The sequence below is a fragment of the Algoriphagus confluentis genome, assembly GCF_036245625.1.
Classification (GTDB): domain Bacteria; phylum Bacteroidota; class Bacteroidia; order Cytophagales; family Cyclobacteriaceae; genus Algoriphagus; species Algoriphagus confluentis.
The window spans coordinates 1-12503 of the sequence record NZ_BTPD01000011.1; the positions used below are offsets into that span (position 1 = coordinate 1).

Here is a 12503-nt window from a genome sequence, read left to right on the forward strand (position 1 = left end):
TAGAAATACCAGAAATAGGCTATGACCGAAACCCTTTTAAAATAAAGCACCTGTTCCCATGAAACAAATTCCTGGTTTTTTAACAATCACTAAGATCCTTCCCTAACTTGGCTCCCAAAAGTCGCTAGATTAGCGGATAGATTTCCGAAATAATTCGACTTATTCAGAAGTTAAAGGTGGTTTTTGCCAATTACTCAATACCTAACCTATGCGGAAATTTTTAACACGGCTTGATGTAAGTCCCCAATTCCTAGCCGGAATTTTTCTATTTGCCTATTTGGAATCCATTCGAAGTAGAGTTGGACCCGGGCAAGTAATCAACTGGTATGTGTTAACTCCCGAGGCTGCCATTTTCACTTTTTTAGAATTCATCCTACTGATTATAATCCTACGCTATTCATTCCGCGCTGGATATGGTGAATTCGTATTTCCAATTCATTGGTTTAAAGCCCTTCGCTCTTTTTTGCTTGGCATGGGTATTTTTCTGATTGTGGTAAACCTGATCAGCATGGGAGTTTCTTTAATTTTTGATACCTGGGAAAGGAATTTCAGTCCTGAGATTCTTTTGCCAAATACCGTATCAAAAATTCTTGAATTCATTGTTTACGGGGGGTTTTATCTCACCTTCCTTTTATTTAAGGAAAATAAAAAACACAATCAAAAAATTAGCAGCTATAAATTAGCTGTATCTGAATCGCGATTTGCTCAACTTAAGCAACAGCTAAATCCACATTTTTTATTCAATAACCTCAATATACTCGATCAATTAATTGAAGAAAACCCAAAAACCGCTTCAAGTTTTCTTCATAATTTTTCGGAACTGTATCGGTATGCATTGGATAAATCAACAACAAACCTAGTAGACTGGCAGGAAGAATTAGAGTTTGCCAAAAACTATCATAGGTTAATTAAAGAAAAATACGGAAGTGCCTATCAATTAAACCTGAGTTTGGAGCATCCCAAAGGGAAAATACCCCCACTTACCTTACAGTTACTGATTGAAAATGCAGTACTGCACAATTTTGGAACTGAGGAAAACCCTGTATTCATAGAACTTTACATAGGAAAGAACATTCGGGTAAGCAATAACCAAATCCCATTTAAAAATCCGAAACATAAAGGGGGCCGAGGGCTTCAAAATCTTAAAGAACAAATTCAAATGCTATCAGTGGAAACGATAGTCATCCAACAAACCAACGAAAATTTCTCAGTCACCCTTCCATTGATTCCGAATTAATATGATCAAAACACTACTCATAGAGGATGAATTACCTGCTAGAAAAAAATTACTTCGCTACATTCAGGAATTAGATCTACCCATCAGCGTGATTGCCGAGCTAGAAACTGTAGAGTCAGGAATAGAATTTTTCAAAAGTAAACCGATTCTTGATCTTATTATTTCGGACATAGAGCTTAGAGACGGAAATGCATTTGCTGTTTTTGAAAAAACTCAGATTTCCTGTCCGATCATTTTCACTACTGCCTATAATGAATTCTGGATGGATGCATTTGAGAGCAACGGCATTGCATATTTGATCAAACCTTTCAGTAGGGAGAAATTTTATCAGGCTTGGGAAAAATTTATGCGAATCACTCAAAACCCTGAAAAGAATGAATCGGTAATCCAACAATTGAACTTTTTAATTTCAAGAAATGAACAAACTCAAAAAGCTTACAAGTCTAGATTAAACATTCCAACGATAAAGGGAAGCATAATTCTAAAACTCGATGAAGTCCGCTATTTTTCAGCAGAGCATGGGATACTTTTTGCCATAGACCAGACAGGAAAGAGACTACTTTTAAAAGAGGGAACACTGAAAGAGATTGAAGATTTTCTAGATCCTTCAGCTTTTTTTCGGATAAATCGAAGTCAAATTATTCACAAAAAATTTGTTGTAGGAACTGAGCGAAATTCGAAAAACAATTTGGACATCAAACTTGAAGGAACTCAGGAGATGCTTATTTGTAGCCAACGCCAAATTCCCGTTTTCTTAAATTGGATAGAAGAATAAGCCATTGAGCTTTTCCGCACCATGATAATAAAAAGTAAAGACTATACACTTTTTTAAAACAATAGAACATTAATCATTTACATTAAAAAAAGGAAGCCTAAATAATTGCTCACCTATAGAGTTTGCAAAGAAATGGGCGTTAACAGTGGATAACTTCTCTGAAGTTACCCACAATTAACACCCTTAATAGTAGTAATAGTCTCTATCAAAACCTGATTTTGTCTATTTTAGAATTGTCCAAAAAATGATAAGCCTTCAGCGGCACCCTATTTCAAATACAGCAAAATGCGTCAGAAGAGGTACTGAAACCCGCCAGACGCAAAACCGCTTTTAGTGGCTGACCTTTTGCCTGTCGTGTCAAAATGTGTTTTGTTTAACATTCATCATCATTAAAGCTGAAAAAATGATAATATCCTGTATGAAATGGATTACCAACGCAATAGATAGTCCTTTGGTTTCTATTGTCGCCTTACACAAAATGTAACCTAATACTCCCGACATTAATATTCCTACAAACCCGTTTGGATAGCCGAAATAATGCGGTATTCCGAATAATACACCTGAAATAATCAATATAGTTAATTTGGGATACTCATTGAAAAGTCCTCCTACAATACCAAAGCGGAAAATCAATTCTTCGGTCAATGAATTGGTAAAAGAAAACAACAATACCAATGGAATAAAGCCCCATTGAAAATTATGGATGCTATTGGTATATTTTACAGCCAAGAACATAAATATACCTGTCGCTATACTTACAAAGAACAGCAATTGAAGTCCGTTTACTCTCCAAGAAGATATGCCGTTTATTCCAAGCCATTTTTCTTTTTCGGCAAGGGTGTCAAGTTGTCCTATGTTTATGAATTGTTTGCTTTCGGGGTTTAAAATCAGAATAGTTATCGTTGCCAAAATTCCGACTATCAAGGCAAAAGCCTGATATTTTGCCAAACCATTTATAAAACTGTCAGGATGAATTTGCAGATTGATTTGATTGGTAAAAGTTCCTGCAATTACTAACAAGGTAGTTGCAATTCCTACGATTAAAAGCGTGTAAAACATTTTCATATCAGATTTATTTTCAACAAAGGTCTGATTGAAAAACACTTTTTCAATTACCATACGATAACTAATGCTTTGCTGTTTGTTCTTTTCTTATCCTGCTCAAACTTTGGGGCGTTACACCAAGATATGAAGCAATGTATTTTTGAGGCGTTCGCTGTATTATTTCGGGTTGTCTCGTTTGCAACTCAATGTATCTTTCTGTAGCCGTCTTTGTAAGTATGCCTATTTGTTGTTTTTGTTTGTGAATAAAAAGTGCTTCGGAAGCAAAACGGCAGATTTTATCTCCAAACTCCGTGTTATTGCTCAACTTGTCAAAATTGGCTTTAGCTATTCTAAATAGTTCCGAAGGTTCAAAAGTTACCACTTCAAGTGGTGTGGGTCGCTGGTCAAGAAACGACATATAATCACCAAAAAATTCTTCATCATAGCACAAGTCAATACACACAAAGTTATTATTATTCCATAGTAAAATTCCGCCGCTCCCTTTTAGTATAAAGCTCAAATATTTTTCTGTCGTGTCTGCATTTTTTATGATTTGGTCTTTTGTCGTTGTAATAACTTCTCCTAAGTCAGAAAATGATTTCCACGCTTCAAGAGGAACATTGAAGTATGGGTCAAACGCTTGTTTTATTTTTTCTTCAATTCTCATTTTCTTTTGTCATAAGTCAGTCAGTTGAGGTCTGCACGGTGGTCTTTCAGGGTTGCCACTAACGTTTTGCCGCTTGCCGCAGTGGGGGATTTCGGAGCAGTTCACTGTCAACCAAGCAGAAACTTTGATAGAAGCACAAAGCTTGATTTAACCACTGCACCGACACTTTTGGGTAGGTGATGTTGCACTAATCCTGGGGTAGTTTCTCAGATAAGCAGCCGGAAAGAGGTAACTTTTTGATTCATTCTTAACCGTTTTCAATCATGAAAAAAAGAAAACCTCCTCCAGACCGCTTGCACCAAGATAGCGGGATTTGCTGAACTACTAGCCAAGTTTGAGCAAAAAGTTACCATGGCGGGCAAAAGTCAAAGAACGGTTACCAACTATGGCCGTCATCTGGCCAAACTTGCTCTTCATTTCAATGAATTGCCCACGGAGGTCGACCCTGACCGGGTCAATGATTACCTGCATCTATTCAAGCGGGGACACAATACCCCTTCGGATTCCTACTTCAAGTTCACTGTCTATGCCCCTCTAGGCGTAGTATCTCATCAGCCACTTTGAAGTCCAGTTTGGTGCTGGGTGAAGTTTTCCAGCCCTCCATGCTGGCCCAAGGTTAAAATCTTCCAAAGGGAAGATTTCTTAACACCTTGTCCTACCCTAATATCCTTTCCAATTTGCAATTGGCTATATTTCTTTAACCCCTGTATCATTAGCAAATTACAAATTTGTTTGGATAGGAGAGGCTGTCTCAAAAGTAGGGACAGCCTCCGCTATTACCGGGTAGGGATCCGATTAGAATCTCAAATATCCTGTTCTCAGGCCTCCCATTTGAGTTTTGAGACAGCCTCTAGCCAACGGTACTTTTAAATTCCAACTCAAACTACACTCGGCGGGGATGGTGAAGTCAAACAAATTATCTATATCCAAAATTGTATGTATTTAAATAGCCAGAACTAAAAAAAATGTATTATCTGCAATTATAGTCTAATTCAGCCACAATTTTTGTTCCGTCTTTTTTAAATATACAAACTATTAGTATATCCAAGTCCTTTGCAATAGAATCCCCAACTGAAACCTTTTCAAATCCATTATTCCAATCTAAGTCAAAAATATAGCTCTTATGAACACCTAGACCATTCTCTATTAATATCGCTTTATAATTATGATTTTCTTTATCATGAAATTTATCGACAACCTCTCCAAAAAACATCTCTTTTTTAGCCAATTCTTCAGATTTACACAAACTATTGTTAGCAATATTTATTGGATAAATTTTTGCAATTTTTATAATAAAAAAAACTACAAACATAATCACAAAAATAATTATAAAATATTTTTTCATTATCTAAAAGGTAAATATGTATAAGTAAATTGTCTTGAATACCCAATTGGGGAACCTATTGATCCTCCTCCCGTCATTTCATAATAACTCTTTCCATACCCAATCGAATGCCTCTGTAGAAAATTATCTCCTCCATAACCTATATGATATATCCCATAACTAACGTTGTCAGATGAGCCATACCCTCTATAATTCTCAACCCTAAAACCATCTGGTGAGTGCGATTTAATTGAACCTGCCTCAAATCCTATTGAAGCATCAAACCCAGCTGATTCTCCAAATGAAATATAAAAGGTTCCATCATCAGTTCTATCCCAAACCCAGCCAAATTCTAAAGCATATCCACTAATTGGAGTAATATTAATTGAAATCCCAATTTTTGAACCAAGACTTAATTCATATTTTTCTTTGGATTCAACTATCCTACTTGCATTGACTTGAAGTGATGGCAAGGAAAGACCTACTGCCTCCATACCTGTGGCTAAGTTTTCATTTACTTTCAATCCAGCCTTTCGTCGAATATCATTATTTAATTGATTTCTCCATTCTTGCTGTTGTCTGGCTCGTTCCTGATTTTGTTTTTGCTTGTCTTTTCCTCCACCATTTCCTGATGCATGCACATTCCCATTTTCATCTACATCCACATACCCATCATAGGTCATCCCCCCATTCGGCTCGATGGGTGCCATCCCATCCGGATCGATAAATCTTAATGGATTGTTGAAGGCATAATTGTATGGAGAATACCTTCGCATCTGCTCCGCCATCGGATCCACCACAAACCACCGACCGATTGCAGGATCATACATCCTCGCCCCGTAATCATAGATATTCACTCCCAAGTGGCCGTTTGCCTCCCGCCCTGCATGCCGGCCCTTCGCTAGATTAGCCCACTGGGCTAATCCTTAACGCTCAGTCCTCATTATAAAGATAAGGATTCACCTTGATTCCTCCATATTGGTAACCAAGTCCAGAAAGCTCCACTCCCCAAGGATCATAGTGCGTCTCCTGCACGATGAGCGGACCGGTGCTCATGATCCGGAACTGATCGAACCAGACGTTCTCGGAGGTTTCGTTTACTAGGAAAGTCTCAATGTATCCATCCTTTTTGATGGCCAGCTTTTGGATCAGTTCCTCGTGTTTATTTCTTGCCTTCTTGGAAAGAACAACCTTACCTTGTTCATATAAAACGGAATCCGAGTCATACAAAGCATAACCCATATACGCCTCAGGAGCTGGCTTTTGCTGAAGTTCAGTAATCACTAGTGCGATCACATTGGCAATGGCCAATTCATTTGGACCGGTAGCCCGCAGGTTTTGACCAAACTCAGTCAGCTGCTGGACCAGTTTGTGACAACCTGAAGAAAATAAACATTGAAAATTCTCTTGTTTCAAAAGATAGTACCTACGCCTAGTCCTAACCATGATTCTACTCGCAGAGGGGGGGGCTCGGGTTAGAGGTACTTTTCAATAAGCATTAAAAAAACCCCTATTTATCAAATAGAAAGGCTTTATTTCTATGTTCGTATCTTTGTCGGACGACAGTAATTTATTATTCTAAAAACTCATCGCAAGTTCTAATCAATTTATAAACTTCACCAAAAGAAAATTTTAAATCAAATGAGTTACTACTTTTATTAAATTCTTTATTTTCCAACTTGAAACCATCATAAATTTCTTCATATATCCTTATTAAATAAATTGAATCATCTTCTTTAATTTGTAATTCCAATGCACCATGATCAGAATCTACTTCAATAATTGAAATGATTTTTGCATTCACAATTTTTTTTCTATGAAATGAACTATATTTTAGACATAAAGATTCTCCCTGCCTTAATCTGACAGGATCTATAATAACACTATAAATTAATATAAAAAATCCAATTGATATAACGAACAACATTAATATTAAATTTATCTCAAACTTTCTCATTTCATTAAATTTGTCCTATTGATTTTATAGATTAATCCAGCATTTCCAATTTTGAAACTTATTGGAATATAGGGAATACCTAACCCGATTGATCTTTCTTTATATATTTCGCCCATGCTAGAGTTTAAATAACCCCGGGTATGTCCTCCACTTCTTGATTCTGAGGTGAAAAAAGCTCCAATGTCTAATTGACTACCAACTCCTTGATAATCTGAAAGTCGAAATGGTAGATTTTTTTGAGTGGGTATTATTTCTGAAGTATTAGCACCCAATTCCAAACCAAAACCAAAGTTTCCGGAAACAGAATAATACTTACTTGATTCACCAAAACTATCAGTAACTGTACCAAATTCTATGGACATTCCTGCAACAAAAGCAAATCCAAATGAAAATGAAGTAGTATATCCATTTTTTGGTCTTTCGATATTCCCATTAACTACCACTTTTGGAAGAGAAAGACCTGCTGCTTCCATACCTGAAACCAAATTCTCATTAATTCTCAATCCAGCCTTTCGTCGAATATCATTATTTACTTGATTTCTCCATTCTTGCTGTTGTCTGGCTCGTTCCTGATTTTGTTTTTGCTTGTCTTTTCCTCCACCATTTCCTGATGCATGCACATTCCCATTTTCATCTACATCCACATACCCATCATAGGTCATCCCCCCATTCGGCTGGATAGGAGCCATCCCATCCGGATCGATAAATCTCAAAGGATTGTTGAAGGCATAATTGTATGGCGAATGCCTTCGCATCTGCTCCGCCATCGGATCCACCACAAACCACCGACCGATCGCTGGATCGTAAAGCCTCGCCCCGTAATCATACCAGTTCACTCCCAAGTGGCCGTTTGCCTCCCGCCCTGCATGCCGGCCCTTCGCTAGATTAGCCCACTGGGCTAATCCTTAACGCTCAGTCCTCATTATAAAGATAGGGGTTTACTTTAATTCCTCCATATTGGTAACCAAGTCCAGAAAGCTCCACTCCCCAAGGATCATAGTGCGTTTCTTGGACAATCAAAGGTCCGGTGCTCATAATCCGGAACTGGTCAAACCAGACGTTCTCATTGGTTTCGTTGACAAGGAAGGTTTCTATATATCCATCTTTTTTGATGGCAAGCTTTTGGGTCAGTTCCTCGTGCTTGTTTCGGGCTTTTTTGTTTACGACACCGCCCCTGCAAGCTGGCCCCTCGCTAAAACAGTCCACTGGACTGTTTCTTGACGCTCGGTCCTCCTGCTCATACAAGTTGCTATCTGCATCATACAAGGCATAGCCCATGTACGCCTCAGGAGCTGGCTTTTGCTGAAGTTCAGTAATCACCAGTGCGATTACATTGGCAAGGGCCAATTCATTGGGACCTGTAGCCCGCAGGTTTTGACCAAACTCAGTCAGCTGCTGGACCAGTTGGGTATTCGCCCCGGTTCGGATAAAGGACACCGGATGGAGTCGGGTCTTTCGGGGATCGACTTATTTTCCAAAAACTCCGATTTTTAGACTATCTCAATGTTACACCTCTTGGGATCGAGAGAGAAGGCAGATATTTTTAATCTGCTTGATTTAATAGCTTAAATGAGCTGGCATAAAGTGAAATTTGCCTAGTTGCAAGTCGTGTAAGGACTTGAGCAAGTCATATTTTGTGCAACCCAGCCACCACTACATGATATAATACTATCATTGATTTTTACTTTAACCAAATCTTTTTTGAACTCTATTACCAGCATAGGAGAGGTAAAATAATCAGTAACAGAACAAATAAGTTCTCTTTTATTAGGTTCTTTATAAACACTTAAAGTATCTGAATAATTTCGAGAATAAGTCGCTAAATAAGATTTATTCAATATCCAAACGGTTATTGTTTCTTTCATTGCTATAGCTTGGACTTTAAACCAATCATTTTTTTGATCGTAAACTTCTAGACTATAATAAATCTCTTCAAGTTCATTGTTCTGAATTTGTCCTATCTCGCAACCATCAACCTTATCAAAAAACTTTACTTTATCAAATCCGAGTATAAATGCATCTCCTATTTTTTCATTTTGTCCACCCAGGCTAGCACAAGAGTTGACTAAAAGAAAAAACACGTTAATTAAAATCAAGGAATTTTTCATCTCTTATCTCGTTTTAGGATCATTTTAAATTGGGATACTCCATTCAATTGTTGGTTAAATTCATCCCAACCATTTCCTGAATCATTAAGCGAAGGACATATTAAAGGACATCCTTTAGACACCCCTCCTCCTGCATATCCACTATTATTGGCACGGTATATAAAAACACAATCTAGGTAACCTGGATCTCTTGATGGATACGCAGGATTAATACCTCCCCGAGCTGGCACTTTCTCCTGCGCCGGTATATCCCGCCCCATCAATTGCACTCCTCACCATGTGCCGGGCAAAAGGTAACGCTTCGCTTTTAATCCGCTCGCTGTTTGCTCGCATGTTCTGTACAACTGGGGGGATTAAGAAAAAATCCAGTCTTTATTTTTAAATAATCCAGACAATAACAACAGGCCAAAGCTAATCCCGTAGTATATAACAATCACAAATACTGGATGAATACCCTTACTTGAATCTCTTTCCCTTTCCTCGTACTTCTGTACAATAGCTTTATAACGAAAATTAAGTAAATAATAAAGCAATAATACAATTATCAATATCAATACAAAAGGATATTTATATTCCTTTTTAAAGGAGATACTAATGATACCAAAACCCTCCAAGAGAAAAGAAATTGTGAAAACATTAAACATCACACATGCAACCACAAAGATAATTCCTCCTAATACTGGCAAATCATCAAAATTTTTAGACCTAAGAGCTAATTGATAACCCTTGTAAAATAAATAATTATAAACACCCATAAACCATCTATTTATCGCATTCGATTCTCAATGTAATTATAAAACTGGTTCCCCCAAATGTAGTCTGCAACGCCTATTCCTGCCGCCAAACCCCAACCGACAACTGGAACAAAAGTTGCGCCCGCAGCTACTCCAAACACCGCGGCACGTGTACCAGCACTATAATACCTACCACCATCTATATCACCATAAACTTGATAACTTGTAGCTACTACGCCTGCAACCCCAATTACCTTTCCTCCTACACGAACATAGTTTAAAACTCTGGATGTAGTATTTATATTGGCAATAGGAGTTCTTACTGTAATCTCTTTATTCATCCCATAAATTTGTCCTCTCGGCATATATGCCCCACGATTGTCTAAAATGCCTTTTGCCCCTCCTCCAATCGGTTCTCCTATAGTTCCCGCTAAACCGACATTATCAGCCAAACCAAATTCATATTTCTCTTTGGATTCAACTATCCTACTTGCATTGACTTGAAGTGATGGCAAGGAAAGACCAACTGCCTCCATACCTGTGGCTAAGTTTTCATTTACTTTCAATCCTGCCTTTCGTCGAATATCATTATTTACTTGATTTCTCCATTCTTGTTGTTGCCTGGCTCGTTCCTGATTTTGTTTTTGCTTGTCTTTTCCTCCACCATTTCCTGATGCATGCACATTCCCATTTTGATCTACATCCACATACCCATCATAGGTCATTCCCCCATTCGGTTCGATGGGTGCCATCCCATCCGGATCGATAAATCTTAATGGATTGTTGAAGGCATAATTGTATGGCGAATGCCTTCGCATCTGCTCCGCCATCGGATCCACCACAAACCACCGACCGATCGCTGGATCGTAAAGCCTCGCCCCGTAATCATACAAGTTCACTCCCAAGTGGCCGTTTGCCTCCCGCCCTGCATGCCGGCCCTTCGCTAGATTAGCCCACTGGGCTAATCCTTAACGCTCAGTCCTCATTGTATAAATACGGATTTATTCCCGCGCTTCAAACTGGCCCCTCGCTAAATCAGTCCACTGGACTGTTTCTTGACGCTCGGTCCTCCTGTTCATACAAGTTGCTATCTGCATCATATAAAGCATAACCCATATACGCCTCAGGAGCTGGCTTTTGCTGAAGTTCAGTAATCACCAGTGCGATCACATTGGCAAGGGCCAATTCATTGGGACTTGTAGCCCGCAGGTTTTGACCAAACTCAGTCAGTTGCTGGACCAGTTGGGTATTCGCCCCGGTTCGGATAAAGGATACCGGATGGAGTCGGGTCTTCCGGGGATCGACGTATTTACCAAAGACTGCGGTTTCTATACTATTTCCTTGTTGAACCTCTTGGCTACGGGAGAGAGATTAAAATAATTAATTAGAAGCTACATATATTAATAATGTATTATCTACATTATTTAAAAGAGAAATAGAATAGGACATATTTTCTTTATTGGAGAATTGAACTTCGTAAATACCATTTGATTTTTTAGGTAAAAAGGAATTTATAGGACCATTAAGAACTTCTTTAATTGGCAATTCTTGATAATTTAGGGATTTAGCTCTATTATAAATTTTATTGAAAGCTTCTTTTTCCAAACTAAGAATAATTAATGAATATCCATTTCCATTAAAAGCATTCCATTGTTCTTCATACTTTTCAACCCTAGCATCACGAGGCACATGCAAGCCACTAATTAATCTAGCTATTTTTTGAGGAGTTCTAGGAGGTAAACTATCATAAAAGAAAATATACACAGCAAGAATCACTATGAGAATCCCAAAAATTAAAATAATTATTTTCTTCATAAATCAAGGAAATTTTATCTTAAAAGGTTTAGCGCCAACCATCTGGCCATCCAGATTGACTAATCTTGTTTTGATTTCCGCATCATATGGCCTAACTCCCCATGGTTTTGGATCAAAATCAAATACGTCATAGAACCCAATAGGATTATTATTTAAATCATAATATAACGTTGAACTTCCTAGAGAGTTAGCATGTACAGTTCCATAGAAGGATATTACTTTAGCATTAACCTCCTTCCCATTTAATTCTATTTTTTTACCTTCTATTTTATCAGCACCTATTGCTTTTGCAAGACTTGCGATTTCCTCAAATTGGGATTGGGTTAGGGTCATATCACCCTTTCCTAACCAATAGCGCTCAAACATATCCTTTCCCGCTTCAGTGCCCATTTGATTCCTGTAAAAATTACCGTACCCAGGTAAATCCGGCCTAGTTTGATGTTGGAAAGTAGCTAAATTTCTATTAATTTTTAACCCAGCCCTCTGCCGGATTTCATTATTTACTTTATTTCTGGATTCTTGTTGTTGTTTGGCTCTTTCGGCATTCTTACGCTGAATTTCTTTTCCTCCACCATTTCCTGATGCATGCACATTCCCATTTTGATCTACGTCCACATACCCATCATAGGTCATTCCCCCATTCGGTTCGATGGGTGCCATCCCATCCGGATCAATAAATCTCAAAGGATTATTAAAGGCATAATTGTATGGCGAATGCCTTCGCATCTGCTCCGCCATCGGATCCACCACAAACCACCGACCGATCGCAGGATCATATAATCTCGCCCCGTAGTCAAATAAGTTCACTCCCAAGTGGCCGTTTGCCTCCCGCCCTGCATGCC

General features: G+C 38.3%; 17 protein-coding genes and 4 pseudogenes. 4 read left to right on the plus strand and 17 right to left on the minus strand.

The genetic code is table 11. The annotated features are described in order from the left end of the window. Window positions 1-508: 508 nt before the first annotated feature. Both AAA943_RS16205 and AAA943_RS16210 read left to right on the plus strand, forming a co-directional pair. Window positions 509-1237 carry a sensor histidine kinase gene (locus tag AAA943_RS16205; RefSeq protein ID WP_338225324.1) on the plus strand — a complete coding sequence of 243 codons (729 nt, stop codon included), beginning with the start codon at window positions 509-511 and terminating at the stop codon, window positions 1235-1237. Between the two features lies 1 nt (window position 1238). Next, window positions 1239-2012 carry a LytR/AlgR family response regulator transcription factor gene (locus tag AAA943_RS16210; RefSeq protein ID WP_338225325.1) on the plus strand — a complete coding sequence of 258 codons (774 nt, stop codon included), beginning with the start codon at window positions 1239-1241 and terminating at the stop codon, window positions 2010-2012. A 357-nt stretch (window positions 2013-2369) separates the two neighbouring features. Here AAA943_RS16210 and AAA943_RS16215 read toward each other — a convergent pair whose 3' ends face one another. Further along, a complete protein-coding gene (locus AAA943_RS16215) occupies window positions 2370-3131 on the minus strand; it encodes a CPBP family intramembrane glutamic endopeptidase (RefSeq protein ID WP_338225326.1) in 762 nt (253 codons plus the stop codon). 7 nt (window positions 3132-3138) lie between these two features. Further along, window positions 3139-3723: a Crp/Fnr family transcriptional regulator gene (locus tag AAA943_RS16220; RefSeq protein ID WP_338225327.1), complete on the minus strand. Its 585-nt coding sequence runs from the start codon at window positions 3721-3723 to the stop codon at window positions 3139-3141. Between the two features lie 351 nt (window positions 3724-4074). On the opposite strand from AAA943_RS16220, the gene AAA943_RS16225 reads away from it, so the two are divergent. Next, a complete protein-coding gene (locus AAA943_RS16225; protein ID WP_338225328.1) occupies window positions 4075-4287 on the plus strand; it encodes a hypothetical protein in 213 nt (70 codons plus the stop codon). A 406-nt stretch (window positions 4288-4693) separates the two neighbouring features. Here the strand turns inward: AAA943_RS16225 and AAA943_RS16230 are convergent, their stop codons facing one another. The 12 genes and pseudogenes from AAA943_RS16230 to AAA943_RS16280 all read right to left on the minus strand — a co-directional run bounded on the left by AAA943_RS16230 (window position 4694) and on the right by AAA943_RS16280 (window position 11031). Next, window positions 4694-5068 carry a hypothetical protein gene (locus AAA943_RS16230; RefSeq protein WP_338225329.1) on the minus strand — a complete coding sequence of 125 codons (375 nt, stop codon included), beginning with the start codon at window positions 5066-5068 and terminating at the stop codon, window positions 4694-4696. Then, on the minus strand, window positions 5068-5757 hold the full coding sequence (locus AAA943_RS16235; protein ID WP_338225330.1) for a hypothetical protein: 690 nt from the start codon (window positions 5755-5757) through the stop codon (window positions 5068-5070). Before AAA943_RS16235 ends, AAA943_RS16230 begins: the two co-directional genes overlap by 1 nt. A gap of 9 nt (window positions 5758-5766) precedes the next feature. Further along, window positions 5767-5934 (minus strand): annotated as a pseudogene (locus AAA943_RS21915) (RHS repeat-associated core domain-containing protein); the annotation flags it as partial. A gap of 46 nt (window positions 5935-5980) precedes the next feature. After that, a complete protein-coding gene (locus tag AAA943_RS16240; protein WP_338225331.1) occupies window positions 5981-6463 on the minus strand; it encodes a hypothetical protein in 483 nt (160 codons plus the stop codon). A 157-nt stretch (window positions 6464-6620) separates the two neighbouring features. Next, a complete protein-coding gene (locus AAA943_RS16245; protein WP_338225332.1) occupies window positions 6621-7004 on the minus strand; it encodes a hypothetical protein in 384 nt (127 codons plus the stop codon). Further along, a pseudogene (locus AAA943_RS16250) lies at window positions 7001-7867 on the minus strand (RHS repeat domain-containing protein); the annotation flags it as partial. The gene AAA943_RS16245 and the pseudogene AAA943_RS16250, both read right to left, overlap by 4 nt. Window positions 7868-7916: 49 nt before the next feature. Next, on the minus strand, window positions 7917-8441 hold the full coding sequence (locus AAA943_RS16255; protein ID WP_338225333.1) for a hypothetical protein: 525 nt from the start codon (window positions 8439-8441) through the stop codon (window positions 7917-7919). A gap of 158 nt (window positions 8442-8599) precedes the next feature. Further along, entirely contained in the window at window positions 8600-9112 is a 513-nt protein-coding gene (locus tag AAA943_RS16260) for a hypothetical protein (RefSeq protein WP_338225334.1), read from the minus strand. A gap of 207 nt (window positions 9113-9319) precedes the next feature. After that, window positions 9320-9445 (minus strand): hypothetical protein, encoded by a 126-nt coding sequence (locus AAA943_RS16265; RefSeq protein ID WP_338225335.1) that lies wholly within the window; start codon window positions 9443-9445, stop codon window positions 9320-9322. Window positions 9446-9465: 20 nt separating this feature from the next. After that, window positions 9466-9867 (minus strand): Bfi1 family immunity protein, encoded by a 402-nt coding sequence (gene bfi1 / locus AAA943_RS16270; RefSeq protein WP_338225336.1) that lies wholly within the window; start codon window positions 9865-9867, stop codon window positions 9466-9468. An 11-nt stretch (window positions 9868-9878) separates the two neighbouring features. Further along, window positions 9879-10772, minus strand: a pseudogene (locus AAA943_RS16275) (RHS repeat-associated core domain-containing protein); the annotation flags it as partial. Window positions 10773-10881: 109 nt separating this feature from the next. Then, entirely contained in the window at window positions 10882-11031 is a 150-nt protein-coding gene (locus AAA943_RS16280; RefSeq protein ID WP_338225337.1) for a hypothetical protein, read from the minus strand. Between the two features lie 27 nt (window positions 11032-11058). Here AAA943_RS16280 and AAA943_RS16285 point away from each other — a divergent pair, with 27 nt between their 5' ends. Then, window positions 11059-11226, plus strand: a complete 168-nt coding sequence (locus AAA943_RS16285; RefSeq protein ID WP_338225338.1) for a hypothetical protein — start codon at window positions 11059-11061, stop codon at window positions 11224-11226. Here AAA943_RS16285 and AAA943_RS16290 read toward each other — a convergent pair whose 3' ends face one another. The 3 genes and pseudogenes from AAA943_RS16290 to AAA943_RS21920 form a co-directional block, all read right to left on the minus strand. After that, window positions 11227-11661: a hypothetical protein gene (locus tag AAA943_RS16290; RefSeq protein ID WP_338225339.1), complete on the minus strand. Its 435-nt coding sequence runs from the start codon at window positions 11659-11661 to the stop codon at window positions 11227-11229. It abuts the gene before it with no gap. 3 nt (window positions 11662-11664) lie between these two features. Next, on the minus strand, window positions 11665-12321 hold the full coding sequence (locus tag AAA943_RS16295) for a hypothetical protein (RefSeq protein ID WP_338225340.1): 657 nt from the start codon (window positions 12319-12321) through the stop codon (window positions 11665-11667). 9 nt (window positions 12322-12330) lie between these two features. Continuing rightward, window positions 12331-12495, minus strand: a pseudogene (locus tag AAA943_RS21920) (RHS repeat-associated core domain-containing protein); the annotation flags it as partial. Between the last annotated feature and the right edge of the window lie 8 nt (window positions 12496-12503).

Excerpts from the sequence above, each read along its gene's own strand:
- AAA943_RS16205 (WP_338225324.1), top strand. The coding sequence starts at position 509 with ATGGGAGTTTCTTTAATTTTTGATACCTGGGAAAGGAATTTCAGTCCT.
- AAA943_RS16210 (WP_338225325.1), top strand. The coding sequence starts at position 1,239 with ATGATCAAAACACTACTCATAGAGGATGAATTACCTGCTAGAAAAAAA.
- AAA943_RS16215 (WP_338225326.1), bottom strand. The coding sequence starts at position 3,131 with ATGGTAATTGAAAAAGTGTTTTTCAATCAGACCTTTGTTGAAAATAAA.
- AAA943_RS16220 (WP_338225327.1), bottom strand. The coding sequence starts at position 3,723 with ATGAGAATTGAAGAAAAAATAAAACAAGCGTTTGACCCATACTTCAAT.
- AAA943_RS16225 (WP_338225328.1), top strand. The coding sequence starts at position 4,075 with ATGGCGGGCAAAAGTCAAAGAACGGTTACCAACTATGGCCGTCATCTG.
- AAA943_RS16230 (WP_338225329.1), bottom strand. The coding sequence starts at position 5,068 with ATGAAAAAATATTTTATAATTATTTTTGTGATTATGTTTGTAGTTTTT.
- AAA943_RS16235 (WP_338225330.1), bottom strand. The coding sequence starts at position 5,757 with ATGGCACCCATCGAGCCGAATGGGGGGATGACCTATGATGGGTATGTG.
- AAA943_RS16245 (WP_338225332.1), bottom strand. The coding sequence starts at position 7,004 with ATGAGAAAGTTTGAGATAAATTTAATATTAATGTTGTTCGTTATATCA.
- AAA943_RS16260 (WP_338225334.1), bottom strand. The coding sequence starts at position 9,112 with ATGAAAAATTCCTTGATTTTAATTAACGTGTTTTTTCTTTTAGTCAAC.
- AAA943_RS16265 (WP_338225335.1), bottom strand. The coding sequence starts at position 9,445 with ATGCGAGCAAACAGCGAGCGGATTAAAAGCGAAGCGTTACCTTTTGCC.
- bfi1 (WP_338225336.1), bottom strand. The coding sequence starts at position 9,867 with ATGGGTGTTTATAATTATTTATTTTACAAGGGTTATCAATTAGCTCTT.
- AAA943_RS16290 (WP_338225339.1), bottom strand. The coding sequence starts at position 11,661 with ATGAAGAAAATAATTATTTTAATTTTTGGGATTCTCATAGTGATTCTT.
- AAA943_RS16295 (WP_338225340.1), bottom strand. The coding sequence starts at position 12,321 with ATGGCACCCATCGAACCGAATGGGGGAATGACCTATGATGGGTATGTG.